The 17,885-nt window shown below is 68.3% G+C and carries 17 protein-coding genes and 2 pseudogenes; 15 read left to right on the forward strand and 4 right to left on the reverse strand.

Annotated features, from left to right (window positions below):
* The first annotated feature begins 445 nt into the window (after positions 1–445).
* The 7 genes and pseudogenes from IPZ69_RS31630 (at position 446) to IPZ69_RS31665 (ending at position 4,989) form a co-directional block, all read left to right on the forward strand.
* Positions 446–724, forward strand: a complete 279-nt coding sequence (locus IPZ69_RS31630; RefSeq protein ID WP_235458086.1) for a DUF3459 domain-containing protein — start codon at positions 446–448, stop codon at positions 722–724.
* Positions 725–801: 77 nt separating this feature from the next.
* A complete protein-coding gene (locus IPZ69_RS31635; RefSeq protein WP_235458087.1) occupies positions 802–1,002 on the forward strand; it encodes a type II toxin-antitoxin system VapB family antitoxin in 201 nt (66 codons plus the stop codon).
* 533 nt (positions 1,003–1,535) lie between these two features.
* A complete protein-coding gene (locus IPZ69_RS47955; RefSeq protein ID WP_374294503.1) occupies positions 1,536–1,958 on the forward strand; it encodes a hypothetical protein in 423 nt (140 codons plus the stop codon).
* Between the two features lie 258 nt (positions 1,959–2,216).
* Positions 2,217–2,492: a hypothetical protein gene (locus tag IPZ69_RS31650; protein WP_235458088.1), complete on the forward strand. Its 276-nt coding sequence runs from the start codon at positions 2,217–2,219 to the stop codon at positions 2,490–2,492.
* Positions 2,480–2,840: pseudogene (locus IPZ69_RS31655) on the forward strand (cell division protein SepF); the annotation flags it as partial. The gene IPZ69_RS31650 and the pseudogene IPZ69_RS31655, both read left to right, overlap by 13 nt.
* 577 nt (positions 2,841–3,417) lie before the next feature.
* Positions 3,418–3,738, forward strand: coding sequence for a hypothetical protein (locus IPZ69_RS31660; RefSeq protein WP_235458089.1), 321 nt, complete (start codon positions 3,418–3,420; stop codon positions 3,736–3,738).
* A gap of 153 nt (positions 3,739–3,891) precedes the next feature.
* Positions 3,892–4,989: pseudogene (locus IPZ69_RS31665) on the forward strand (integrase core domain-containing protein).
* A gap of 310 nt (positions 4,990–5,299) precedes the next feature.
* On the opposite strand, the gene IPZ69_RS31670 reads toward IPZ69_RS31665, so the two are convergent.
* Together IPZ69_RS31670 and IPZ69_RS31675 are read right to left on the reverse strand one after the other, a co-directional pair.
* Entirely contained in the window at positions 5,300–6,439 is a 1,140-nt protein-coding gene (locus IPZ69_RS31670; protein ID WP_235458090.1) for an FAD-dependent oxidoreductase, read from the reverse strand.
* Positions 6,440–6,665: 226 nt separating this feature from the next.
* Positions 6,666–7,910 (reverse strand): FAD-dependent oxidoreductase, encoded by a 1,245-nt coding sequence (locus tag IPZ69_RS31675; RefSeq protein ID WP_235458091.1) that lies wholly within the window; start codon positions 7,908–7,910, stop codon positions 6,666–6,668.
* Positions 7,911–8,282: 372 nt separating this feature from the next.
* Here IPZ69_RS31675 and IPZ69_RS31680 point away from each other — a divergent pair, with 372 nt between their 5' ends.
* Complete coding sequence (locus tag IPZ69_RS31680; protein WP_235458092.1) at positions 8,283–9,104, forward strand: alpha/beta fold hydrolase; 822 nt, start codon at positions 8,283–8,285, stop codon at positions 9,102–9,104.
* A 351-nt stretch (positions 9,105–9,455) separates the two neighbouring features.
* On the opposite strand, the gene IPZ69_RS31685 is transcribed toward IPZ69_RS31680, so the two are convergent.
* Positions 9,456–9,914, reverse strand: coding sequence for a cupin domain-containing protein (locus tag IPZ69_RS31685; RefSeq protein WP_235458093.1), 459 nt, complete (start codon positions 9,912–9,914; stop codon positions 9,456–9,458).
* Between the two features lie 86 nt (positions 9,915–10,000).
* Here IPZ69_RS31685 and IPZ69_RS31690 point away from each other — a divergent pair, with 86 nt between their 5' ends.
* Entirely contained in the window at positions 10,001–10,618 is a 618-nt protein-coding gene (locus tag IPZ69_RS31690; protein WP_235458094.1) for a TetR/AcrR family transcriptional regulator, read from the forward strand.
* Between the two features lie 47 nt (positions 10,619–10,665).
* Here IPZ69_RS31690 and IPZ69_RS31695 read toward each other — a convergent pair whose 3' ends face one another.
* Positions 10,666–11,133, reverse strand: a complete 468-nt coding sequence (locus tag IPZ69_RS31695; RefSeq protein WP_308407567.1) for a LysR substrate-binding domain-containing protein — start codon at positions 11,131–11,133, stop codon at positions 10,666–10,668.
* A 365-nt stretch (positions 11,134–11,498) separates the two neighbouring features.
* Here IPZ69_RS31695 and IPZ69_RS31700 point away from each other — a divergent pair, with 365 nt between their 5' ends.
* From IPZ69_RS31700 to IPZ69_RS31725, 6 genes are all read left to right on the forward strand, one after another.
* Complete coding sequence (locus tag IPZ69_RS31700; protein ID WP_235458095.1) at positions 11,499–13,010, forward strand: sensor histidine kinase; 1,512 nt, start codon at positions 11,499–11,501, stop codon at positions 13,008–13,010.
* 74 nt (positions 13,011–13,084) lie between these two features.
* Positions 13,085–13,477, forward strand: a complete 393-nt coding sequence (locus tag IPZ69_RS31705; protein WP_106960650.1) for a roadblock/LC7 domain-containing protein — start codon at positions 13,085–13,087, stop codon at positions 13,475–13,477.
* Positions 13,478–13,480: 3 nt separating this feature from the next.
* On the forward strand, positions 13,481–13,867 hold the full coding sequence (locus IPZ69_RS31710) for a DUF742 domain-containing protein (protein ID WP_235458096.1): 387 nt from the start codon (positions 13,481–13,483) through the stop codon (positions 13,865–13,867).
* Entirely contained in the window at positions 13,845–14,468 is a 624-nt protein-coding gene (locus IPZ69_RS31715; RefSeq protein WP_235458097.1) for a GTP-binding protein, read from the forward strand. Before IPZ69_RS31710 ends, IPZ69_RS31715 begins: the two co-directional genes overlap by 23 nt.
* On the forward strand, positions 14,431–15,045 hold the full coding sequence (locus IPZ69_RS31720) for a GAF domain-containing protein (RefSeq protein ID WP_235458098.1): 615 nt from the start codon (positions 14,431–14,433) through the stop codon (positions 15,043–15,045). The genes IPZ69_RS31715 and IPZ69_RS31720 overlap by 38 nt, the downstream gene beginning before the upstream one ends.
* A gap of 1,835 nt (positions 15,046–16,880) precedes the next feature.
* Positions 16,881–17,726 (forward strand): reverse transcriptase domain-containing protein, encoded by an 846-nt coding sequence (locus IPZ69_RS31725; RefSeq protein ID WP_308407568.1) that lies wholly within the window; start codon positions 16,881–16,883, stop codon positions 17,724–17,726.
* Positions 17,727–17,885: the final 159 nt, after the last annotated feature.

The following is a 17,885-nucleotide window of genomic DNA, read 5'->3' on the forward strand; positions in this document are numbered from 1 at the left end:
GTCCCTCGCGGAGGCCGAGTGCACACGCCTCGCGCCGCTGGTAGCCGCGTGGTTCGCGCGGAAGAGGCCGCCGCGACGAGGCTCGTGGCCGCGGCGACCGCCGATCTGCCCGGGCCGGTGCACCACCCGGCGGCAAGCGGTCATCGAGGCAAAGCGGGAACACCGCACACCGCCCGCAGCGCCGGAGCCGAGTGGAGAGCCGGCCCAGGTGCTGGACCTGATGGCCGCCCTGCAGGAATCGTGGCGAAAGCCAGGGCGTCTCGCGGTGAGGAGACCGAGGCTGACGCCGACGTGCACGAGATACCGAAGAAAAGAGCGGCCCCGAAGAAGAAGGCGACGGCGGGGGAGCCCCTGGACCGGCCACAGCGCCCCGTTCGACTTCAGCCCCGAGGACGCTTCGACCGCCCCCTGGCTGCCGCAGCCGGCGGGCTGGGGGGAGCGGAGCGTGGCGGCACAGACCGGGGACGAGACGTCCATGCTGGAGCTGTACCGCACAGCCCTGCGCCTGCGCCGCGCACACCCCGCTCTCGGCGACGGCAGCTTGACGTGGCTGGACGCCCCCACCGGAGTCCTCACCTTCCGACGCGAGCCGGGTTTCGTCGTCGCGGTCAACCTGGAATCCACGCCCTACCGGCTCCCCGACCACACCACGCTCCTGCTCGCCAGCGGCACCGTGGAGGGCGGCCTGCTCGCCCCGGACGAGGCAGTCTGGCTCGGCGTGTAGCCGTTCGCCGGTCCGACAGGGCCTGTCGGGAACCTTGGGCCACTAGAGTGCGATGGGACGCGCGATGAGGGGGCACTGTGGCCAAGGTCAATATCAGTCTCGACGCCGAACTCGTGGTGGAAGTGATGGTCCTGGCTGGGATCGGCTCGCCCCAGGACGCGATCGAGGCGGTCGTGCGGGACTACATCGCCCGTGGCCACCGAACGGAGGCCCGCACCGAGCTCAAGGATCAAAGTCTTCGCGAGCTCGACGTCAAGCCACAGGAGCCGCAAGGCTAACTACCCGGCTGCGTGCCCCCGCTCAACCTGTCGGGGCACGCATCGGGCACGCGGAGGGCACGAGTGCTTGGCGGGTGCCGCGCAGCGACCGCTCTCGTTCGCTGAAAGATGCCGCTGGCCTGCTGTTTCACCGCATCTGTCGACGGCGTACCGGTGTCCGAGGCCTCAGGCTGCCGTTCCCCCGGCGGTGGCGCCGAAGGGCTTACGAAATCCTGACCAGGCGCCCGGGTCCTGGGATACCCGCCGAGGAGCGTGCCACTCTCATTCTGCTCGCCTTCGAACAGGTGGCGCCCGGGGCTCCCTGCGTATGCGCCGGGCGTTGCCGAGACTGGTGCGTATGGCTCGATGCCGGACTACGCCCCTGCAGCTCACACCCAGACGTCGTTGCCTTGATCGCCGCTCTGCGCGGCAATGGCGAGCTGCTCCACGTAGTGCGCCCTGCCCTCCTCGTGCGCGGCGCATGCCTGTGGGGCTCGTAAAGTCATTGCCACAGGTCGTGACGGTAGAGCACTCTCGGTTGGGACCATGCCCACGTGATCATCTCGATGCTTTACAAGGTGGCCCGCCAGCTGCTGTCCCTCTCCGGGGTGCTGCTGCTCCGTGACACCACCAAGGACGTCGAGTTGCTGGTGCTCCGGCATGAGAACGCGGTGCTGCGCCGTCAGATCGCTGGCCCGGTCCGCTATGAACCTGCGGATCTGGCTCGTCGCTCTCGCCGACCTGATACCCCGCCGTCGCTGGCGCGAGTTCTTCCCGGTCACGCCCGGGACGCTGCTGGCCTGGCATCGCAGATCACCGGCGCCCGCTGGGGACTCCAAGGCGCCGAAGCCGTCCTCCAACTCCGTGCCCTGATCACCAACGGCGACTTCGACACCTACTGGCCCTTCCACGCCGCCCGCGAGCATCAACGGCTCTACCCCACTGCTTACCAGCGGGAATTCCACCTCACCGCCTGAAGCCGACCGTCACCTCAAAGGATCCGCACCCGCCGGGGATAGGGCGCCGCTTGGCCGGTTGCGCGTCGGCCGGGGCCTCCGCGCCGCTGCCGTCAGTGCGGCGGCGCCGTTAGGTGGGGAATGTCGGCGGGGCAGAGGTCGGGGCGGGAAGCTGGTACCAGGTACGTATTCGAGGTACGCAATGTTTGTACGTGAGCAGGGCCTCTGAAGGTCCTGCTCACGTGGGCTCAGTCCTGGCAGTCGCAGCCCGATGCAGTCTTGGCCACGGTGACCGTCAGGGTGGGGTCGACAGCCGTTTCGCCGGAGGTGCAGCAGGCGTTGACACCGCAGCAGGTGTCGGATGACGCGGTCACCTCAGTCGGGGGTGTCGGCGGTCCAGGCCTGGTGGTGTGGACGATCGCGGAGTATGTGCCGCTGGCGGCCGAGTGGGTCGCGGTGATCGACGTGGGTGAAGAGAAAACCCGCGGCTTCGAGGCCGGGGAGGTATTCGGCGAAGAGAGCACGCCGGTGATGCAGCCAACAACGCACGGGTGATCCTGCCCAAGGTCGCGTCGGAACGAGAGCCGTAGGATCACCACGCTTCACCTGCGGACCTACAACGAGGCCCGCACCATCGGGGAACACTGCGATGAGGCACCCCGGTGATCACGAATCTGACTCAGATGCACGACACAGACGCGAAGCAACTTGTCGATTTTGCGGGCTGGTTTGGTGTTTGGTCTCCACCGCAGCATCGAGCGGGTGACGCAGAAGGTGTTCCTGTTGTCTCCTGCTAACGTCGAGGCATGGAGAACAGCGGCTCTTCCCCTTGCCAGGAACGTGAGTTCGCTGGGGACCCCACTGCCGTATGGGGGCCTCAGGGGGCTCATGGTGCCCCGGTAAGGAGACAGAGAAGATGCCCGGATCAGACCAGCACGACAACAGTTCGGTCGACCGGGAATCCCGTCGCTCACTCGGTCCGGTCGGTCAGTTTCTGGCGCTGGTCACAGCGCTAGTGATCGACCTGACGATCAGGCACCTAACCGGCGCTTGATACGAGCACGGCCCCGGCGGTAGGACGCCAGGGCCGTGAGGCTACGGGGTTTCTCCCGAGCGGGTCGGCCCTGTCTGTCGTAGTCGCGTCGGCAGGGCCTTCCTGAACACCAGCCTAATCCCACTCTCTGCGCCAGCCGATACTGAACACCGCCTGCACCGTTCGCAAATAGACCCAAAGCGGGACTTGACGTCAGCCGCCATGGATCGGGGAAACTTGTAGCGTCGTGGCGTACCTCGTGCGCGACAGCGGGGCCGCGCGCGAGGCCGGCGGACAAGCCCGCCCGGCCGGTGACGCCAGGAAGCCCAGTGGGCCCTACGGCCCCCTGCCCGCAGGGACTGAAACCGGAGGCGCTGAGGCGGCCCTGCAGACCAGAATCCCTCTGGGACGCCAGCCCCTCTCAGCAAGCCGATCTCGCCTCAGAACATGAAGATCCTGGCCTTCCTCAGGCTGCTGCACCGCCAGGGCATCGAGCAGTCGCTCCTGCCGGAGGCGCTCTCCTTCGCCTCGGTGCTGACCTTCCACGGCGCCGTGGAAATGTTCCTCATCGTCACCGCCGAACACCTGGGCGCCGTCGTGAAGGACCGAGACCCGTTCATCAAGCGGTTCTTCGAGGGCCTGCACCCGAGCAACTTCGCCTGCGGTGTCGAACTCCAGGGGCAATACGGGATCAAGCGCCTGAACGACCTCCGCAACGGGTTCAAGCACACGGCCGGCTTCCCGGGCCCGAATGCCATCAGGGGCTGAGGAGTAGGTGATGTCGTCACAGATGCGAAGCTAACCCTGCCCCTGCCGAAAACTCATCCGTCCTGGTGGTAGCGGGTGTGCGGGATGTCGACCGCGGTTGCTCGCGTCGGCATCCTCATGTGGCTGTCGATCACCGCGGCATGATGATCGACCGTGCTGCTACGACTTGCCTACCTGAGCGTGACGAACGGATTCGGCCTGCTGTGCCGACTGTCGATGAGCGCCCGTGACAAGGACGCGGAGATCCTCGCCCTGCGTCATCAGATCACGGTGCTGGAACGCCAACTCGGCAAGCAGAGGGTGCGGTTCACCCCGACCGACCGGGCGTTCCTGGCGGCGCTGCTGCACCGGCTGCCACGGCATGTGCTGCGCAGGACGCGGCTGCTGGTGCGCCCGGACACGGTGCTGCGATGGCACCGCGACGTTCTCGCACGCCGCCACGCGGCCCGTTCTCGACCCAAGCGCCCGGGACGACGGCGCACCGTGCACTTGATCAGAGCCCTGGTGCTGCGCCTGGCACGCGAAAATCCCAGTCGGGGCTACAGGAGAGTGCACGGTGAGGTGCTCGTGCTGGGGGTGAAGGTGGCCGCCTCCACCGTCTGGGAGATCCTGAGGGAGACCGGGATCGACCCGGCGCCCGAACGGAGCTCCAGTACCTGGGGCGACTTCCTGCGCTCCCCAGCCAATGCCCTGTTGGCCTGTGACTTCTTCGAGACGGTCACCCTGACCGGGGTGCAGCTGTACGTGTTTGCCGCCATCGAGCACGCCAACCGCCGGATCCGCATCCTGGGCGCCACTGCTCACCCCTCCGCATCCTGGGTGGTCCAGGCCGCGAAGAACCTCGTCATGGACCGGGAGGACGCGGGCTGTCGGGCAAGGTTCATGATCCGGGACAGGGACGGGAAGTTCCCCGCCTTGTTCGACGCAGTCCTCAAGGGCGCGGCCATCGAGGTGGTGCTCAGCGGCGTTCGGATGCCGGGGATGAACTCCATCACGGAGAGGTGGGTGTAGACCTGTCGACGGGAACTGCTGGACCGCACGCTGATCTGGGACCAGCGCCACCTGCTACACGCCCTGCGCGAGTTCGAGTCCTTCTACAACGAGCACAGGCCGCACCAGGACATAGCGAACGCCCGCCCCCTCTATCCGCTACCCGCTCCGATCGAGGATCCGGGCACGATCGGGCGCCTTGACATACGCAGACGCACGCGACTTGGCGGTACCCTCCACGAGTACACCCATGCGGCCTGACCAGCCTGGATGAGGTATTCGGCAAGCGCAGGGTTGTGCAGGTTGGTCGGGTGCTGCGCAGATTCAGTGGTTGGGGAGAGTCGAGCTGTCCGTGGTCACCGACCCGGACAAGACGGCCCCCTCGACATGCGACGATGCGATCGCCCAGGCGGCCTCCTCCATGAGTATCAACATGTTGTCTGAGCTGGGCGGATGAGGCTTTCGGTAAGGGCAGCGGTACGCCCACCCCACGATGTCGAGCGGCTGATCTGCAAGCTCAGGACAGAGAGCCGTCGCGACGCGCTTCGACAGGGCGCGAGGTGACGAAACGTCACATCAGCGATACACAACGGCGTTTGGGATCGTCAGCGGGCAGTGGTCTAGACAAGGCCGATTGACAGTCGGCCCCCAGCACCTGGGCGTCGCGCAGCGCGGTGTTGGCACCCAGTCCCAGAGCTGGGCTCATGGCGTGGACCGCGTCGCCTACGACCGTCACGTGCGTCGGCTCCCATGCCGTTGCGGGGACGTGGCTGCGCAGGGTCAGCGGTTGCACGGTGTCGACGTCCCACAGGCGGACGAGTGTGATCAGGTCGGGATGCCAGGACGCCACCCGCTGCAGGGCGTAGGGCTTCAGATCCGCGGGGGAGGACGTGTACAGCTGGGTGTCGTCAGGCATCCGGGTAGCCCTGGCGCTGAAGATGCCCAACGCGAAGTCGTTGCCGACCTCGTCCCGGAACGCAGGGTCGCGCTCGCGGACCAGGGGGGTGTGCGGGTTGCTGCGTTCCAGGGGCGCGAAGCTGACGATGTCGTGGTGTGGGCCGTTGACCAGTGTGAAGGTGGAGTAGAGCTGCGGGGGAATGCGGCTCCTGGTCTCCTCGGTGAGCGGGATCTTCGCCGCTATGTGTCGGGCCTCCAGATCGACGGTGCTGTGGTCCGGTAGGCGTTGTGCGCGCATGGCGGAGTTGATGCCGTCGGCGCCGACCAGCACGTCGGCTTCCGCGGTACGGCCGTCGATTAGGTGGACGGTGACGATGGCGTCGGGATGGCTTTGGTATCCGGCGACTCGTGCACCGAAGCGGACTGTCTCCTCCAGGCCGGTGTACAGGATCCTGCGCAGGGTCGAGCGGTCGACCACCAGGTGTTCGGGGGCGTCGGCATTCGGGTTTCCGGTGCCGCGGGAGGCGGTGAGCTCACGGACGGGGCCAGGAGCGAGTTGCTCGTCGAAGAGGAGCGCGTCCTGGCGCGGGATGCCGGCCGTGGCGAGGAACAGTTCGTGCGTGCGGGGGTCCAGGACTTCCCTGATCGCCGTGGTTCCCGTGGAGTTGATGTGCAGTCCGTAGCCGGGGTTTCGGGTGATCAAGTCGGGGTCGCGTTCGAAGACCGTGACATTCGGGCCGTTGTGATGCAGTCGGCGTGCCAGGGTGAGACCGGCAAGGCCGGCGCCGACGATGGCGACACGGAGAGCGGGCATGAGTTCTCCAGTTCAAGCGCTGGGACATGCGGGACTGCCGGGAACCGACCCGCATCTCAACCGGCGACGCTGCGTGTGGGAGGCCGGTGCGGCAGGGGGCCTGGTATCGCCCGCGGTGGGCGAGTGGTGCGGTCCCGGCGATGTGCGGGCTGCTGTCAGGCCGGAAGGGGCCGACGGCAGCCCGAGGGAGCCCGGCACCGGCTGGGGCTGGGCCTGGGTGGGCCGTTCAGTTCTGCTGGTGGGCGTTGCCCGTCGGCGGCAACTGCGGTTCTGGCAGCCGGTCCTGGCCGACCAGGCGGTGACCGCGCTCCGCCGATTCGCGGACGGCGTCGAAGCCGTAGTCGCGCATCTCGTCCTCGTAGGCCCGCAGGGCGTCGGTGAGCGGTCGACCGGCAGCGGCTTCCACGAGGCTGGAGGTGAGAACGCGGGCGTCGCGCAGCGCGGTGTTCGCGCCCACGCCGATGGCGGGGCTCATGGCGTGGATGGCGTCGCCGAGGAGTGTGACCGCGTTCGTCTCCCATGCGGTGACGGGCACGCTGGTGCGGACTGATACCGGGAAGATCGAGGCCGGGTCCTGGTGGGAGACGATCTCGGCCAGCCTGGGGTGCCAGCCCTCCAGCAGCGACAGGGTCATCGCCTGGAGCTCGGCGCCGTTCATGGCGAACAACTGATCGTCGGCACACGGTAGTTGCTCGCGGCGGGCACCGAAGACGCAGGCGAGGTAGTCGCTGTCGTTGCTGAGCTTGATCTCGGGAGCCAGCCTTGCGGTCACCTCGTGCTGCGGCTCGCGGTACTGCACCGGCGCGAGCCCGAGGAAGCGCCACTGCGGGCCGATCACGGTGGTCCACAGGCCCAACAGCTCGGAGGGGACCAGCTCCCGGGCGGCATCGCCGGTGAGCGGGACCTTGCCGTACAGCAGCCGCAGTCCCGCGCCGACGACCTGGGCCTCGGGCAGACGCTGCCTTCGGGTTGCAGAGTTGACCCCGTCGGCACCGATCAGGACGTCCCCGGTGGCGCTGGTCCCGTCCGCGAAGAACGCGGTCACCGTGTCCGAGCGATGGGTCTCGTAGCGGGTCAGCGCAGAGCCGTAGTGCACGGACTTCTCCACTCCGGCCAGCAGGATCTGACGCAGAGTCCTGCGGTTGACCGCCAGGTGCCCGCCGCCCGGCAGGTCCTCCACCACCGGCAGCTCCTGCGCGTGCAGCAAGCTCAGCCGGTGGTCGAAGGAGTCCATCCGCGCCCCAGGTGTCCCCGCGGTGGCGGCGAACACCTCGAACGCCTGCGGCGCCAGCAGCGCCTTGAGTGCGGTGATGCCGTCTGGATTGATGCGGACGCGATAGCCCTGGTTGCGGAAGTCGGGGCCGGGGTCCTTCTCGTGGACGGCGACGCTGATCCCCGCCTGCTGGAGCCCCTGGGCGAGAGCCAGGCCGCCCAGGCCGCCCTGGGCGATGATGACATGCAGATCCGACACAGTCGTGTCCCTTCTCGATCATGAAACGAAAAGGGACGCACCGGACGTGCCCGAACGGGCACCGTACGAGCGAGTGATCGCCATCCGGACTACCTACCGGACCGTGAGTTTCGTACGTCCGTCAATCACGGTAACAGACCGCCGCCAACCCCCTTCAAGCGCCGATCACTGCCACGTACTTGCCCATCGCAAGGGGCGCCGAGGCCAAGCCAGGGCGGGTTCCACGCATCAGCCCTGCAACCCCACACCGGCCATCGACTGCTGACTGAATGCGAGTTCACCCTCTCAATGAGAGTGCACTTGCATGTACGGTGAGGGCGGTCTATTTTTATGAGAGTCAACTCTTACCTCTTCGCTATGAAGGAGCTCCCTTTGAGCACCCCGACTTCCACCAGCGCCACGTGCACCGTCACCATCGCGACGGGGATGTCCATCGCCATTCAGGAGTTCGGCGACAACACCGAAGGCAGCGCCGTGCTGTACCTGCACGGGGGCGCCGGGCCTCGGACGATGGCCGGCATCGCCACCGCGCTGTCCGAGCACGTCCACGGCCTCGTCCCCACTCACCCCGGCTTCGACGGCACGGCGCGGCCGGAGGGGTTCGACACCATCGCCGACCTCGCCGAGGCATACCTGGACCTCCTCGACGAACTCGGCCTGAACGGCGTCATGGTGATGGGCAACTCCATCGGCGGCTGGATCGCCGCCGAGATGGCGCTGCGCGACACCTGCGGCCGGATCGGCGCCCTGGTCATGCTCAACGCGGTGGGCATCCGGGCGAAGGGGGCGGAGCAGGTGCTCGATGTACGCAGGATGGCGCCCGGGGAGATCAGCAAGCTGTCTTTCGCCAACGAGGCTTTCCGCCCCGACTTCTCCTCTTTCACCGACGAGCAGCGGGCCGGTATGGCCGCCAACCAGAAGGCTCTGGCGACGTACGCGGGCGAGGCATTCACGCACGACCCGAAACTGCGCCGTCGCCTGCACCGCATCACCGTGCCGGCACTGGTCGTCTGGGGCGAACAGGATGGCATCGCCCCTACCGGGTACGGCCGCGACTGGGCCGCCGCGCTCCCGAGCGGCCACTTCGCGCCCATCGGCGACGCCGGCCACTTCCCGCACATCGAGCAGATGGGGGCCACGCTCGGCGCCATCAGCAACTTCGTCGACACCGTCGTGAAGCCCGACGAAGCCTGATCTCCGCCTGCTCCCCTGTAGGTGCCGGAGCCGCCGTAAGGCCCCGGCATGCTGCGACCCACTGCAAGCCCAACCATGCGCACCGGTCTCGAGGCCCGCCCAGGGCCCGCGCGTAATCTCCGATGCCGGGAGGCCATCTCGGCAGAAGACATACACGCCGCCACCAGTCGCCGAGACAGCACGCTCGCCCTGTCCGTCTGCTGCGTGGATGCGGGGCTCTCGTCGCAGCCCTTGCAATCCTCACCAGCGCTTTTCGGGCCGTCGTGAACGCCGCGCGAGTCGCTGCCTGCTTGCCGGCCGAACCGCGACAGGCCGCTCGGGTTCAGGTCCGGGCCCTGTCCGAACCGCCACTCAGTCCGAGTCGGTGACGGGGGTGGTGGCGTAGCGGCTCATCACCTCGGCTGTGGCCTGCGGGGTTAGCTCTCCGCCGTCGGCAAGCATGTCGCGCAGGTCGCGGAAGTACTGCACGTACAGGTCCGGGGTGAAGGTGTTGACCATGACGAGCGGCTGGTCGCCGGGATTGGCGAAGGTGTGCGGGACGCCGGGCGGGACCATCACCAGGGTGCCGGCCGGCGCGTCGTGATCGGTCGTCCCGACTGTGAACCGGGCGGTGCCGGAGACGACGTAGAAGCCCTCGTCGTGCTGGGCGTGCCGGTGTTGGGGCGGGCCCGGACTGTGCGGGGCGAGCGTGATCTCGCCGATCCCGAGGCGGTGCGCGGTGGTGGCGCCGTCCTCGAGGATGCGCATCCGGGCCGGGCCCAGCGCTATGACCTCGCCGCTTTCGGGGGCGACGATCGAGACGTCGGTCATGGTCGGCTCCTTCCCGGGATGGTGCGAGCATACTCTCATCATTGGAGTCTCCTCGCTACACTGGCCGCAGCACGAAAGGTGGACCGATGACATCACCCAACACGACCAGCCGCGCCAACCAGAAGCTGCGCACCCGCAACGCGATCGTGCAGGCCGCAGCAGAACTCAGCCGCAGCGGCCGCGAGGTGACCATGCCCGAGATCGCCAAGGCAGCCCTGGTCTCCGAGGCGACGGCCTACCGCTACTTCCCGGACCTGGCCAGCCTGCTGCGCGAGGCGATCGCCGGGCAGTTGCCCAATCCCGCGGAGGCACTCGCCCCGGTCGCCGGCTGCGACGATCCGGTGCAACGCGTCGCCGTGGCGGCCGAGTTCCTGCTGCGCCACGTCCTGACCCGGCAGGGCGTGGTCCGTGCCATGATCGCTGCGACCGTCACCCGGCCCGCCGAGGCCGCCGCCCGCCCCGGCCTGCGCTTCGGCCTGATCGAACACGCGCTCGCCCCACTGGTCGACACCCTCGGCGCGGGCACTGCCGCGATGGAGCAGCTCAACCGCGACCTCGCGATCGTCGTCAGCGCCGAAGCACTCTTCAACCTGACCGACCTGTACGGGCTGGACCCCGAGGATGCGATCGCGAGCGTCGTACACACGGCGACGACCCTCACTCGGGCCGTCGTCCAGGAGCACACGGCCGCAGGCGCGCAGTAACCGGCGAGGGGCCTGCGGCCACCGCGCGGGAGCACCGCACAGTCGTGCTATGCCGAAGTCACCCGGTCATGACCCTGCGGTGTTCCCGCTTCGGTCTGAGCGGCTGCGGCGACGGCGGTGGCCACCCGGACGAAGGCCGCGACGGCCGGCGAGTGCGACTCCTGGGGCCAGGCCACGGCCAACGTGGCTGTCGGAAGATCGCTGACGGGCCGGTAGGCCACCCCCAGCCGCGAGTAGCGACGCGCCACCGAGGCGGGGAGGAAGAAGACGGCGCTGCCCACTTCGATCAGTTTGAAGATCTGCGCCAGGTTCATGGCGGTGGGCGGGGCTTGGGCCACGAGCCCGCGTTGGACCGCCTGCGGCTGGTCCTGGCCGTCCCGGGTGACCATGCCGAGCGAGCGTAGTCCGGCGATCTGGTCGGCGGGAGTTCCGTGGGGAAGACTTCGGTCGGCCAGATCGGCAAGACGCAGACACGAGCGGGAGGCCAAGGGGTCGGCAGCCGCCAGGACCACCACGCCGGGCTCCGTTCAGCTGGCACCGACGTCACAACAACCCCAGATTAACCGGCTCCTGAATGGCCATCAAACACGAATGCCGGGACAAAACGCTCTTTCAGAGGGCGTTTATGCAGGTCAGGCCCTATATGCGACTCTCGTCCCTGCCCTGCTCTGAGGCTTTCATCCCGTAGGCGTCGAACGGGCGCTTCGTAAAACGTTCAAAGTACAACGGTTCGATTTCTGTCCGCGCCAGGGGCTGACACCGGGGTCCTGGTGCGCGATAACGTGCGCGCTCGGCCTGATCATCGTACTGTCCGGGGACTGTTATGCCTGATCCTTCCATGCCGCCGGACGACCGGCCGGCGTCGCCCGTGAGGCCCCGTGTGACGGCCGAGTCGCCGGCCGGGTCCTTGAGACGGCGTCTGGTGCTGTCGTCCGTGCTGCCGCCGAGCGTGGTCGCCGTGACTGGTGCGGTGGCCACCGCGCTGGTCGGCGGTGGCCACCTGGACCAGGCGTACCAGGGCGCTGTGTTCGGCGGCGTTGTGCTCATCGGGACCATGGCGGCCGCGATCGCGGGCATGCGGGCTTCGGCGGAAGCACGAGCAGTCACCGAGCACTGGGAGGAGCTGTCCCGCGCAGCCGACCGAAACCGTGCCGAGCTGACCGAGTTGACCCGTGCCACAGCCGAGGGCAGAGCCGAACTGGAGTCGCTGTGCCGTCGGCTGCGGGCCGGGGAGCGCCCTGTGCGGGGCCGGCCGGAACTCCCGCCGCAGACCGGCCCGGACGAACTCTCCCGCCTCGGATTCGAGATCGCCGTGGCCCGGCACGAGGCGGAGGCAGCCCTGCTGGAGACCGCCGCCTCCGCGGTCGGCACGGAACACCACTCCCGGCTGGAGCAGTTCGAGGTGTTCGCCAACCTGGCGCGCCGTCTGGAGTCCCTGGTGCACCGCGAGATCGGCCTGCTGGACGACCTGGAGAACGAGGTTGAGGACCCCGACCTGCTCAAGGGGCTGTTCCGGGTGGACCACCTGTCCACCCGGATCCGCCGCTACGCCGAGAACCTGGCCGTGCTCGGCGGCGCGAATACCCACCGCCAGTGGACCCGCCCCGTCAGCCTGATCGACATACTGCGTTCCGCCGTCGCCGAGATCGACCAGTACGCCCGGGTCAAGCTGGTCCCGCCCGTCGAGGGATCGGTCAGCGGCCACGCCGTGGTCGACGTCGTCCATCTGCTGGCCGAGCTGCTGGAGAACGCGACGGTCTTCTCCCCGCCCCAGACCACCGTGCACGTACGGGTGGAGCCCGTCGCCGCGGGGGTGGCGATCGAGGTCGAGGACCGGGGCCTGGGCATGTCCCCGGCCGAGCGCGGTCAGATGAACACCGTCTTGAGCGCACCCGACAAGGTTGCGCTGGGCGAACTGCTGCAAGACGGCCGGATCGGCCTGTACGTGGTCTCCGTCCTGGCTCAGCGACACGACATCGCCGTGCAGTTGCAGAGCAACGTCTACGGCGGCACACAGGCCGTCATGGTGCTGCCCGAGGCACTGCTCGGTCCGCAGCCGGCAGCTTCCGCGCCGGCGCCCCACACCGTCCCGGCCCCCGAGGCGGAGCCGCACGACCGGACGGAGACCGAGGCGGTGGACCTCCCGGCGACGGAGACGACCGTCGTCGCGGATCCGAGCGTGTCAGATTCCGCACCCGGGCCCGCCCCGGCCCCCTCCGACGGCGAGGACGACCGCCCGCGGTTGCCTCAGCGCCGCCGTCAGGACCACGCCGCCGAAGTGCCGCAACCGGTTGGCGGCGCCGGTGCTGCCGAGGACATCGAACACGACCCCGGCCTCATGGCCGCATTCCAGACCGGACTACGCAGGGCCGAGGAAGCGGAGACGCCCTGATGGCCGCAGTCGCCCTGAAGGCCCACGGTCCGTACAGCGAAACGTTTCCTTCTGCCGAATAGGAGTACACGATCGTGGCGAGCGAAGACCTTTCCTGGCTGTTGACGGGTCTGGTGAACCGGGTGCCGCACACCCGAAGCGCGTTGTTGCTGTCCTCGGACGGGCTGGTGAAGGCAGCGGAGGGGCTCGACAAGGACGCCGCGGACCAGTTGGCCGCGCTCGCGAGTGGGCTGTACTCGTTGGCGCGCAGCGCGGGCCGGCACTTCGACGACGGCGGTGACGTGCGACAGATCGTGACGGAGCTCAGCACCTCGCTGCTGTTCGTCTCGTCTGCCGGGCACGGCGCGGTGCTGGCGGTGCTGGCCGGACGCGATGCGGACGCGGCGGTACTGGGCTACGAGATGGGCATGATGGTGAAGAGCGTGCGTCCGCACCTGGCCACACCGCCCCGACACCCGGTGGGGTGACCGATGACGCCGGTCCTCCCAGACGGACCGCAGCTCGACGAAGCGGCCGGGCGGCTGGTCCGTCCCTACACGGTGAGCGACGGCCGGACCAGGGCCACGTCCCACTTCACACTGGTGACCACGGTGCGGGCCACCGGCGCCCAGACGCAGGGCGCTTTCGGCCTGGAGCACGCGCAGGTGCTGGCGCTGTGCGAACAGCCCGTGAGCGTTGCCGAGGTCGCGGCCCGGATGCAGGTGCCCGCCGCCGTGGTCAAGGTACTGCTGTCCGATCTGGCCGAGGGAGGCGCGGTGGTCGCAGGTGATACCCGCCCGGCGCCCACGGGCCACTCCGCACGACCTGATCGAGACCTCCTGGAAGCGATACGCGATGGCCTCCTCAAACGACTGTGACCCGCTGCCCGCCGACGTCCTGCCGGTGGGCGTCAAGGTGCTGATCGCCGGCGGGTTCGGCGTGGGAAAGACCACCTTCGTCAACGCGCTCAGCGAGATCGAGCCGCTGAGCACCGAGGAGATGCTGACTGCCGTCAGCGCGGCCACGGACCGACTGGACGGAGTGGAGAACAAGGCCACCACCACGGTGGCCTTGGACTTCGGCCGGATCACGCTCAGTCCGTCCCACGTCCTGTACCTGTTCGGCACGCCCGGGCAGGAGCGCTTCTGGTTCATGTGGGACGAACTCTCCGAGGGAGCGCTCGGGGCGGTGGTTCTCGCCGACACCCGCAGGCTGGAGCACTCCTTCGCGGCGGTGGACTTCTTCGAGCGGCGCGGCATCCCCTTCGTCGTCGCCGTGAACGAGTTCGACGGGGCTCACCGCTACCGCGGGGAGGAGGTGCGGACCGCGCTCGACCTCAGGCAGGAGGTGCCGGTGGTGCTGTGCGACGCCCGCGTCCAGAAGTCGGGCATCCGCGTGCTGCTCGATCTGGTTCAGCATCTGATCACGACAAGGAGTTCCCATGGCAGCGACACAGACCAACCCACCGTCCGGGCCTGAGTCCGGGATCGCCCTGCGCCATCTGCTCCTCCCCCCGGAGGACCCGCAGGTGCGCGCCCGTTCCGAGCGGCTGCGCGAGCTGGGCATCGATGCTCGTCCGGACGCCGAACTCGACGCCTTCGCACGGGAGCTGGCACAACGCACCGGCGGCTGCTACGCCGGGGTCAACTTCTTCCTCGACGCAGACCGCCAGTACTTCGCCGGGTTGTACAGCGCCGCGCAGGACACCACGGCTCATGTGGGGCCGCCGTTGCTGGAGGAACCGGTGCCCGGCCGCGTCATGCCCCGCGACATCGACATGGGCATCTGCCCGCACGTGGTCAAGCGCCGCCGGGCGCTGGTGCTGGAGGACATCCGGGACTTCCCCCGGTTCGCCGGCAACCCGGTGGTCGACGCGATCGGCGTCCACTCCTACCTGGGCGCACCGCTGATAGACAGCACCGGCGTGGTGCTGGGCACCATCTGCGTGGTCGACCAGGACCCACAGCCGTGGGGGCGCGAAGGGCTGGAAACCATCAAGGCCATGGCTGCCGAACTGGTCGAGCGACTGGAGGAGTCGGCGAACCACCGCGGCTGACCGGCACTGCCGGACGCGCACGCGGCGCCGAAGCCGGTGACCTGGAAGTTGACACGGGTGTGAGACTGCGGCGGAGAAAGTGACATCTGCTTCCTTCGCGTCTTGGGTCCACGGCCACGGCAGGCCGAGGCGCAACCAGGGAGGGTACGACGATCACCAGGGGACGGGCAGCGCGATCTTGAAGCGGCTCTCGACGCGCAGGGTGGGGCGTCGGCCCATCGAATGCCGGGTGCGGGGAGTTGATGAGTGCGGCGGCTCCGTGGCGGACCAGCACGCCCGCGCATCGGTCGATCTTCGCGTCGAGAGCGCTCTTGGCCGGCGCTTCCCGGTGCGGGGCGAAGGCCAGTTCCCAGTAGTGCCGCATTTCGTCGGCGGCCTGCAGGGCCACGTGCGCGCCGCCCCGCGCCATGGCGCGCCGTACCTCTGACTGCGAAGCCGGGACGGGCGAGCCGGTGACGTCCACGGTGAGCTCGATCAACGAACCTCCCGACCTCCGGTCCCGCTGGTCGCGCGCCCCGTCCACAGCCTCGTCGTTCACCAGTGCGGACGGCTGACGTGGTCCAGATCGTGAGGGTCTGGGCGACGTCTGCTGGTTCGCCGTCGCGGTCCCGGATGCGGTGGTGACTCCACGGTCTCGTCGACGTTGGGCGTCGGCGACGTCTTCGCAGACCAGTTGGAGCCCGGCCCGTTGAGTGGTGGGGATTGTTGGTTGGGGTGGAGCCCTGCCGATACGAGTTGGTTGCGGATCCTTTCGAGGGGCAGCTGAGCTGGGAAGACGCTGATTGATGTGTGGGCGGTGCCGTCGTGCTCCTACCGTGGCGAGGTGGAGGTGGGGCGCCATGGTGTCTTTGCCGGAAGAGCTTCGGGCGCGGGAGGCTGCGGCTCGGCAGCGAGTCGAGGAACTCCAGGCTGAGGCCGCGGAGTTGGCTTTCAGGCTGGAGAAGGCGCGAGCGGTTCTGTCGCGGCTGGAGATCATGCGGGAGACTGTCACAGAGGTACTGGTGAGCTGTCGTCCGCGGGGACTGACGTCGAGTTTGACGTGCCGACGGAGCATAGGTCGGAACACGAAGAGACGTCCGCGCCTCACGTGTGGGGGTGATGGTGGTGCCGCCGTGGCTGGAGGGCCTGGTGACGGCGGTACTGCCGGACGTGTACCGGGACATCGTGGGTGCGCCGTGAGGCGCAGTGGTTCGAGTGGAGGTGAGAGACCTTCATCGCTGATCTCGTCGCAGCGGGACGGTGGAGCTGAGGGCAGCCTGAGCCGGGTGGTGCCGGGGAGGGTGGGAGCAGCCCTGACAACGCCGGGACGTGCCAGTACTGCCAGATGGCGCGGGTCCGGCTAGCGGGACGGAGAGGAGTACGCGAGGAACCGACGTGTGACACCCCCTTGATACGGTGCCGGCTCGAATCTGGCGGATCTGGGCCGGAGGCGGCGCGCACCCGTCGAGCATGTGGGCGGGGAACTCCCGGGGCGGTAGGCACGAGCCGCCAGGGAGGCTGCGAAGAAGGTCTGCGGCGTACTCGCAGCGATGCCGCAGGGGCATAGTCGGGCTCCTACTTCGACGAGCGAATCACTGTGAACACGGGAACCGTCCTGGGCCTTGCCCTCAATGTCCGTAGCCAGCGGGCGTGTTGGGGCTGAGTGCACCGACAACTGATCGTCCTGGGACGGGGCGGAGCCGCCGTAGTACTCCGAGCCGGGGAGAGCCCGCGCACATGGGGAAGGGCGGCAGCGGTTTCGAGTTGGGAAGGACGCTGCAATGCCGGGAGACGCGCCACCGAATGGCGGTGCTCCTCGCTCTGGTCCGGCCGGGCCTCGGGCGAGGGTATCGGAGATGCAGGCCAAGCTTCACCGTTGGGCGGTGGCCGATCACGGCCGCCGGTTCGATGACTTGTTCAACTTCGTGTATGACCCGGCGACGCTGTTGGTGGCGTTCGAGCGGGTCGCGGGTAACCGCGGTGCGAACACTCCAGGGGTGGACGGTGTGACCGTCGCCGAGGTGGAGGAGCGCATCGGAGTGCCCGGGTTCCTGGACGACCTGCGCGCCGCCGTCAAGGACGGCTCGTTCCGGCCGCTGCCGGTGCGGGAGCGCAAGATTCCCAAGCCGGGGGGTTCCGGCCGCCTTCGCAAGATCGGGATTCCCGTGATCGCGGACAGGGTCGTGCAGGCCGCGCTGAAGCTGGTGCTGGAACCGATCTTCGAGGCGGACTTTGCGCCGTCCTCGTACGGGTTCCGGCCCAGCCGACGTGCTCAGGACGCGATCGCCGAGATTCACCACTTCGGCACCCGAGGCTACCGCTGGGTGCTGGACGCGGACATCGAGGCGGCCTTCGATTCCTTGTCACACTCCGCCGTCATGGCGAGGGTCCGGCTTCGGGTCAAGGACAAACGTGTACTGGCGTTGGTCAAGGCGTTCCTCAAGGCCGGGATCCTCACCGAATTCGGCGAACACCAGGACACCATGACCGGCACGCCGCAGGGCGGCATCCTGTCCCCGCTGATCTTCAACGTGGCGATGTCCGTGCTCGACGAGCACGTGATGGAGCCATGGAAGCCCGGCGGGCCGATGTCGACCAGCGGCAAACGCTCCTACCGCCGTTCCACAGGAGCGCCGACGTGGAGGATCATCCGCTACGCCGACGACTGTGCGCCACGAACACAACAGGAGGTTCTGATGTAGACGGAAGCTTCTGACGTGGTGCTGCACTGGTGATGGAGGTAGACCCTCCGGGATCGCCCACGCAGGGGGAGGTCCCAAACCACCGCAGGTTGCTCCGGTGAATGAGCCGGGGTGATGAGCACTGCGGAAAAGGCGCACATGATGCGTCAGGTGCGTGCC

Source organism: Streptomyces olivochromogenes (genome assembly GCF_021538895.1).
Taxonomy (GTDB): domain Bacteria; phylum Actinomycetota; class Actinomycetes; order Streptomycetales; family Streptomycetaceae; genus Streptomyces; species Streptomyces olivochromogenes_A.

What these genes read in the sequence shown, in the direction of transcription:
- IPZ69_RS31660 (WP_235458089.1), top strand. Translation starts at nt 3,418, where the DNA reads ATGAAGATCCTGGCCTTCCTCAGGCTGCTGCACCGCCAGGGCATCGAG.
- IPZ69_RS31670 (WP_235458090.1), bottom strand. Translation starts at nt 6,439, where the DNA reads ATGCCCGCTCTCCGTGTCGCCATCGTCGGCGCCGGCCTTGCCGGTCTC.
- IPZ69_RS31685 (WP_235458093.1), bottom strand. Translation starts at nt 9,914, where the DNA reads ATGACCGACGTCTCGATCGTCGCCCCCGAAAGCGGCGAGGTCATAGCG.
- IPZ69_RS31690 (WP_235458094.1), top strand. Translation starts at nt 10,001, where the DNA reads ATGACATCACCCAACACGACCAGCCGCGCCAACCAGAAGCTGCGCACC.
- IPZ69_RS31710 (WP_235458096.1), top strand. Translation starts at nt 13,481, where the DNA reads ATGACGCCGGTCCTCCCAGACGGACCGCAGCTCGACGAAGCGGCCGGG.
- IPZ69_RS31715 (WP_235458097.1), top strand. Translation starts at nt 13,845, where the DNA reads ATGGCCTCCTCAAACGACTGTGACCCGCTGCCCGCCGACGTCCTGCCG.
- IPZ69_RS31720 (WP_235458098.1), top strand. Translation starts at nt 14,431, where the DNA reads ATGGCAGCGACACAGACCAACCCACCGTCCGGGCCTGAGTCCGGGATC.
- IPZ69_RS31725 (WP_308407568.1), top strand. Translation starts at nt 16,881, where the DNA reads ATGCAGGCCAAGCTTCACCGTTGGGCGGTGGCCGATCACGGCCGCCGG.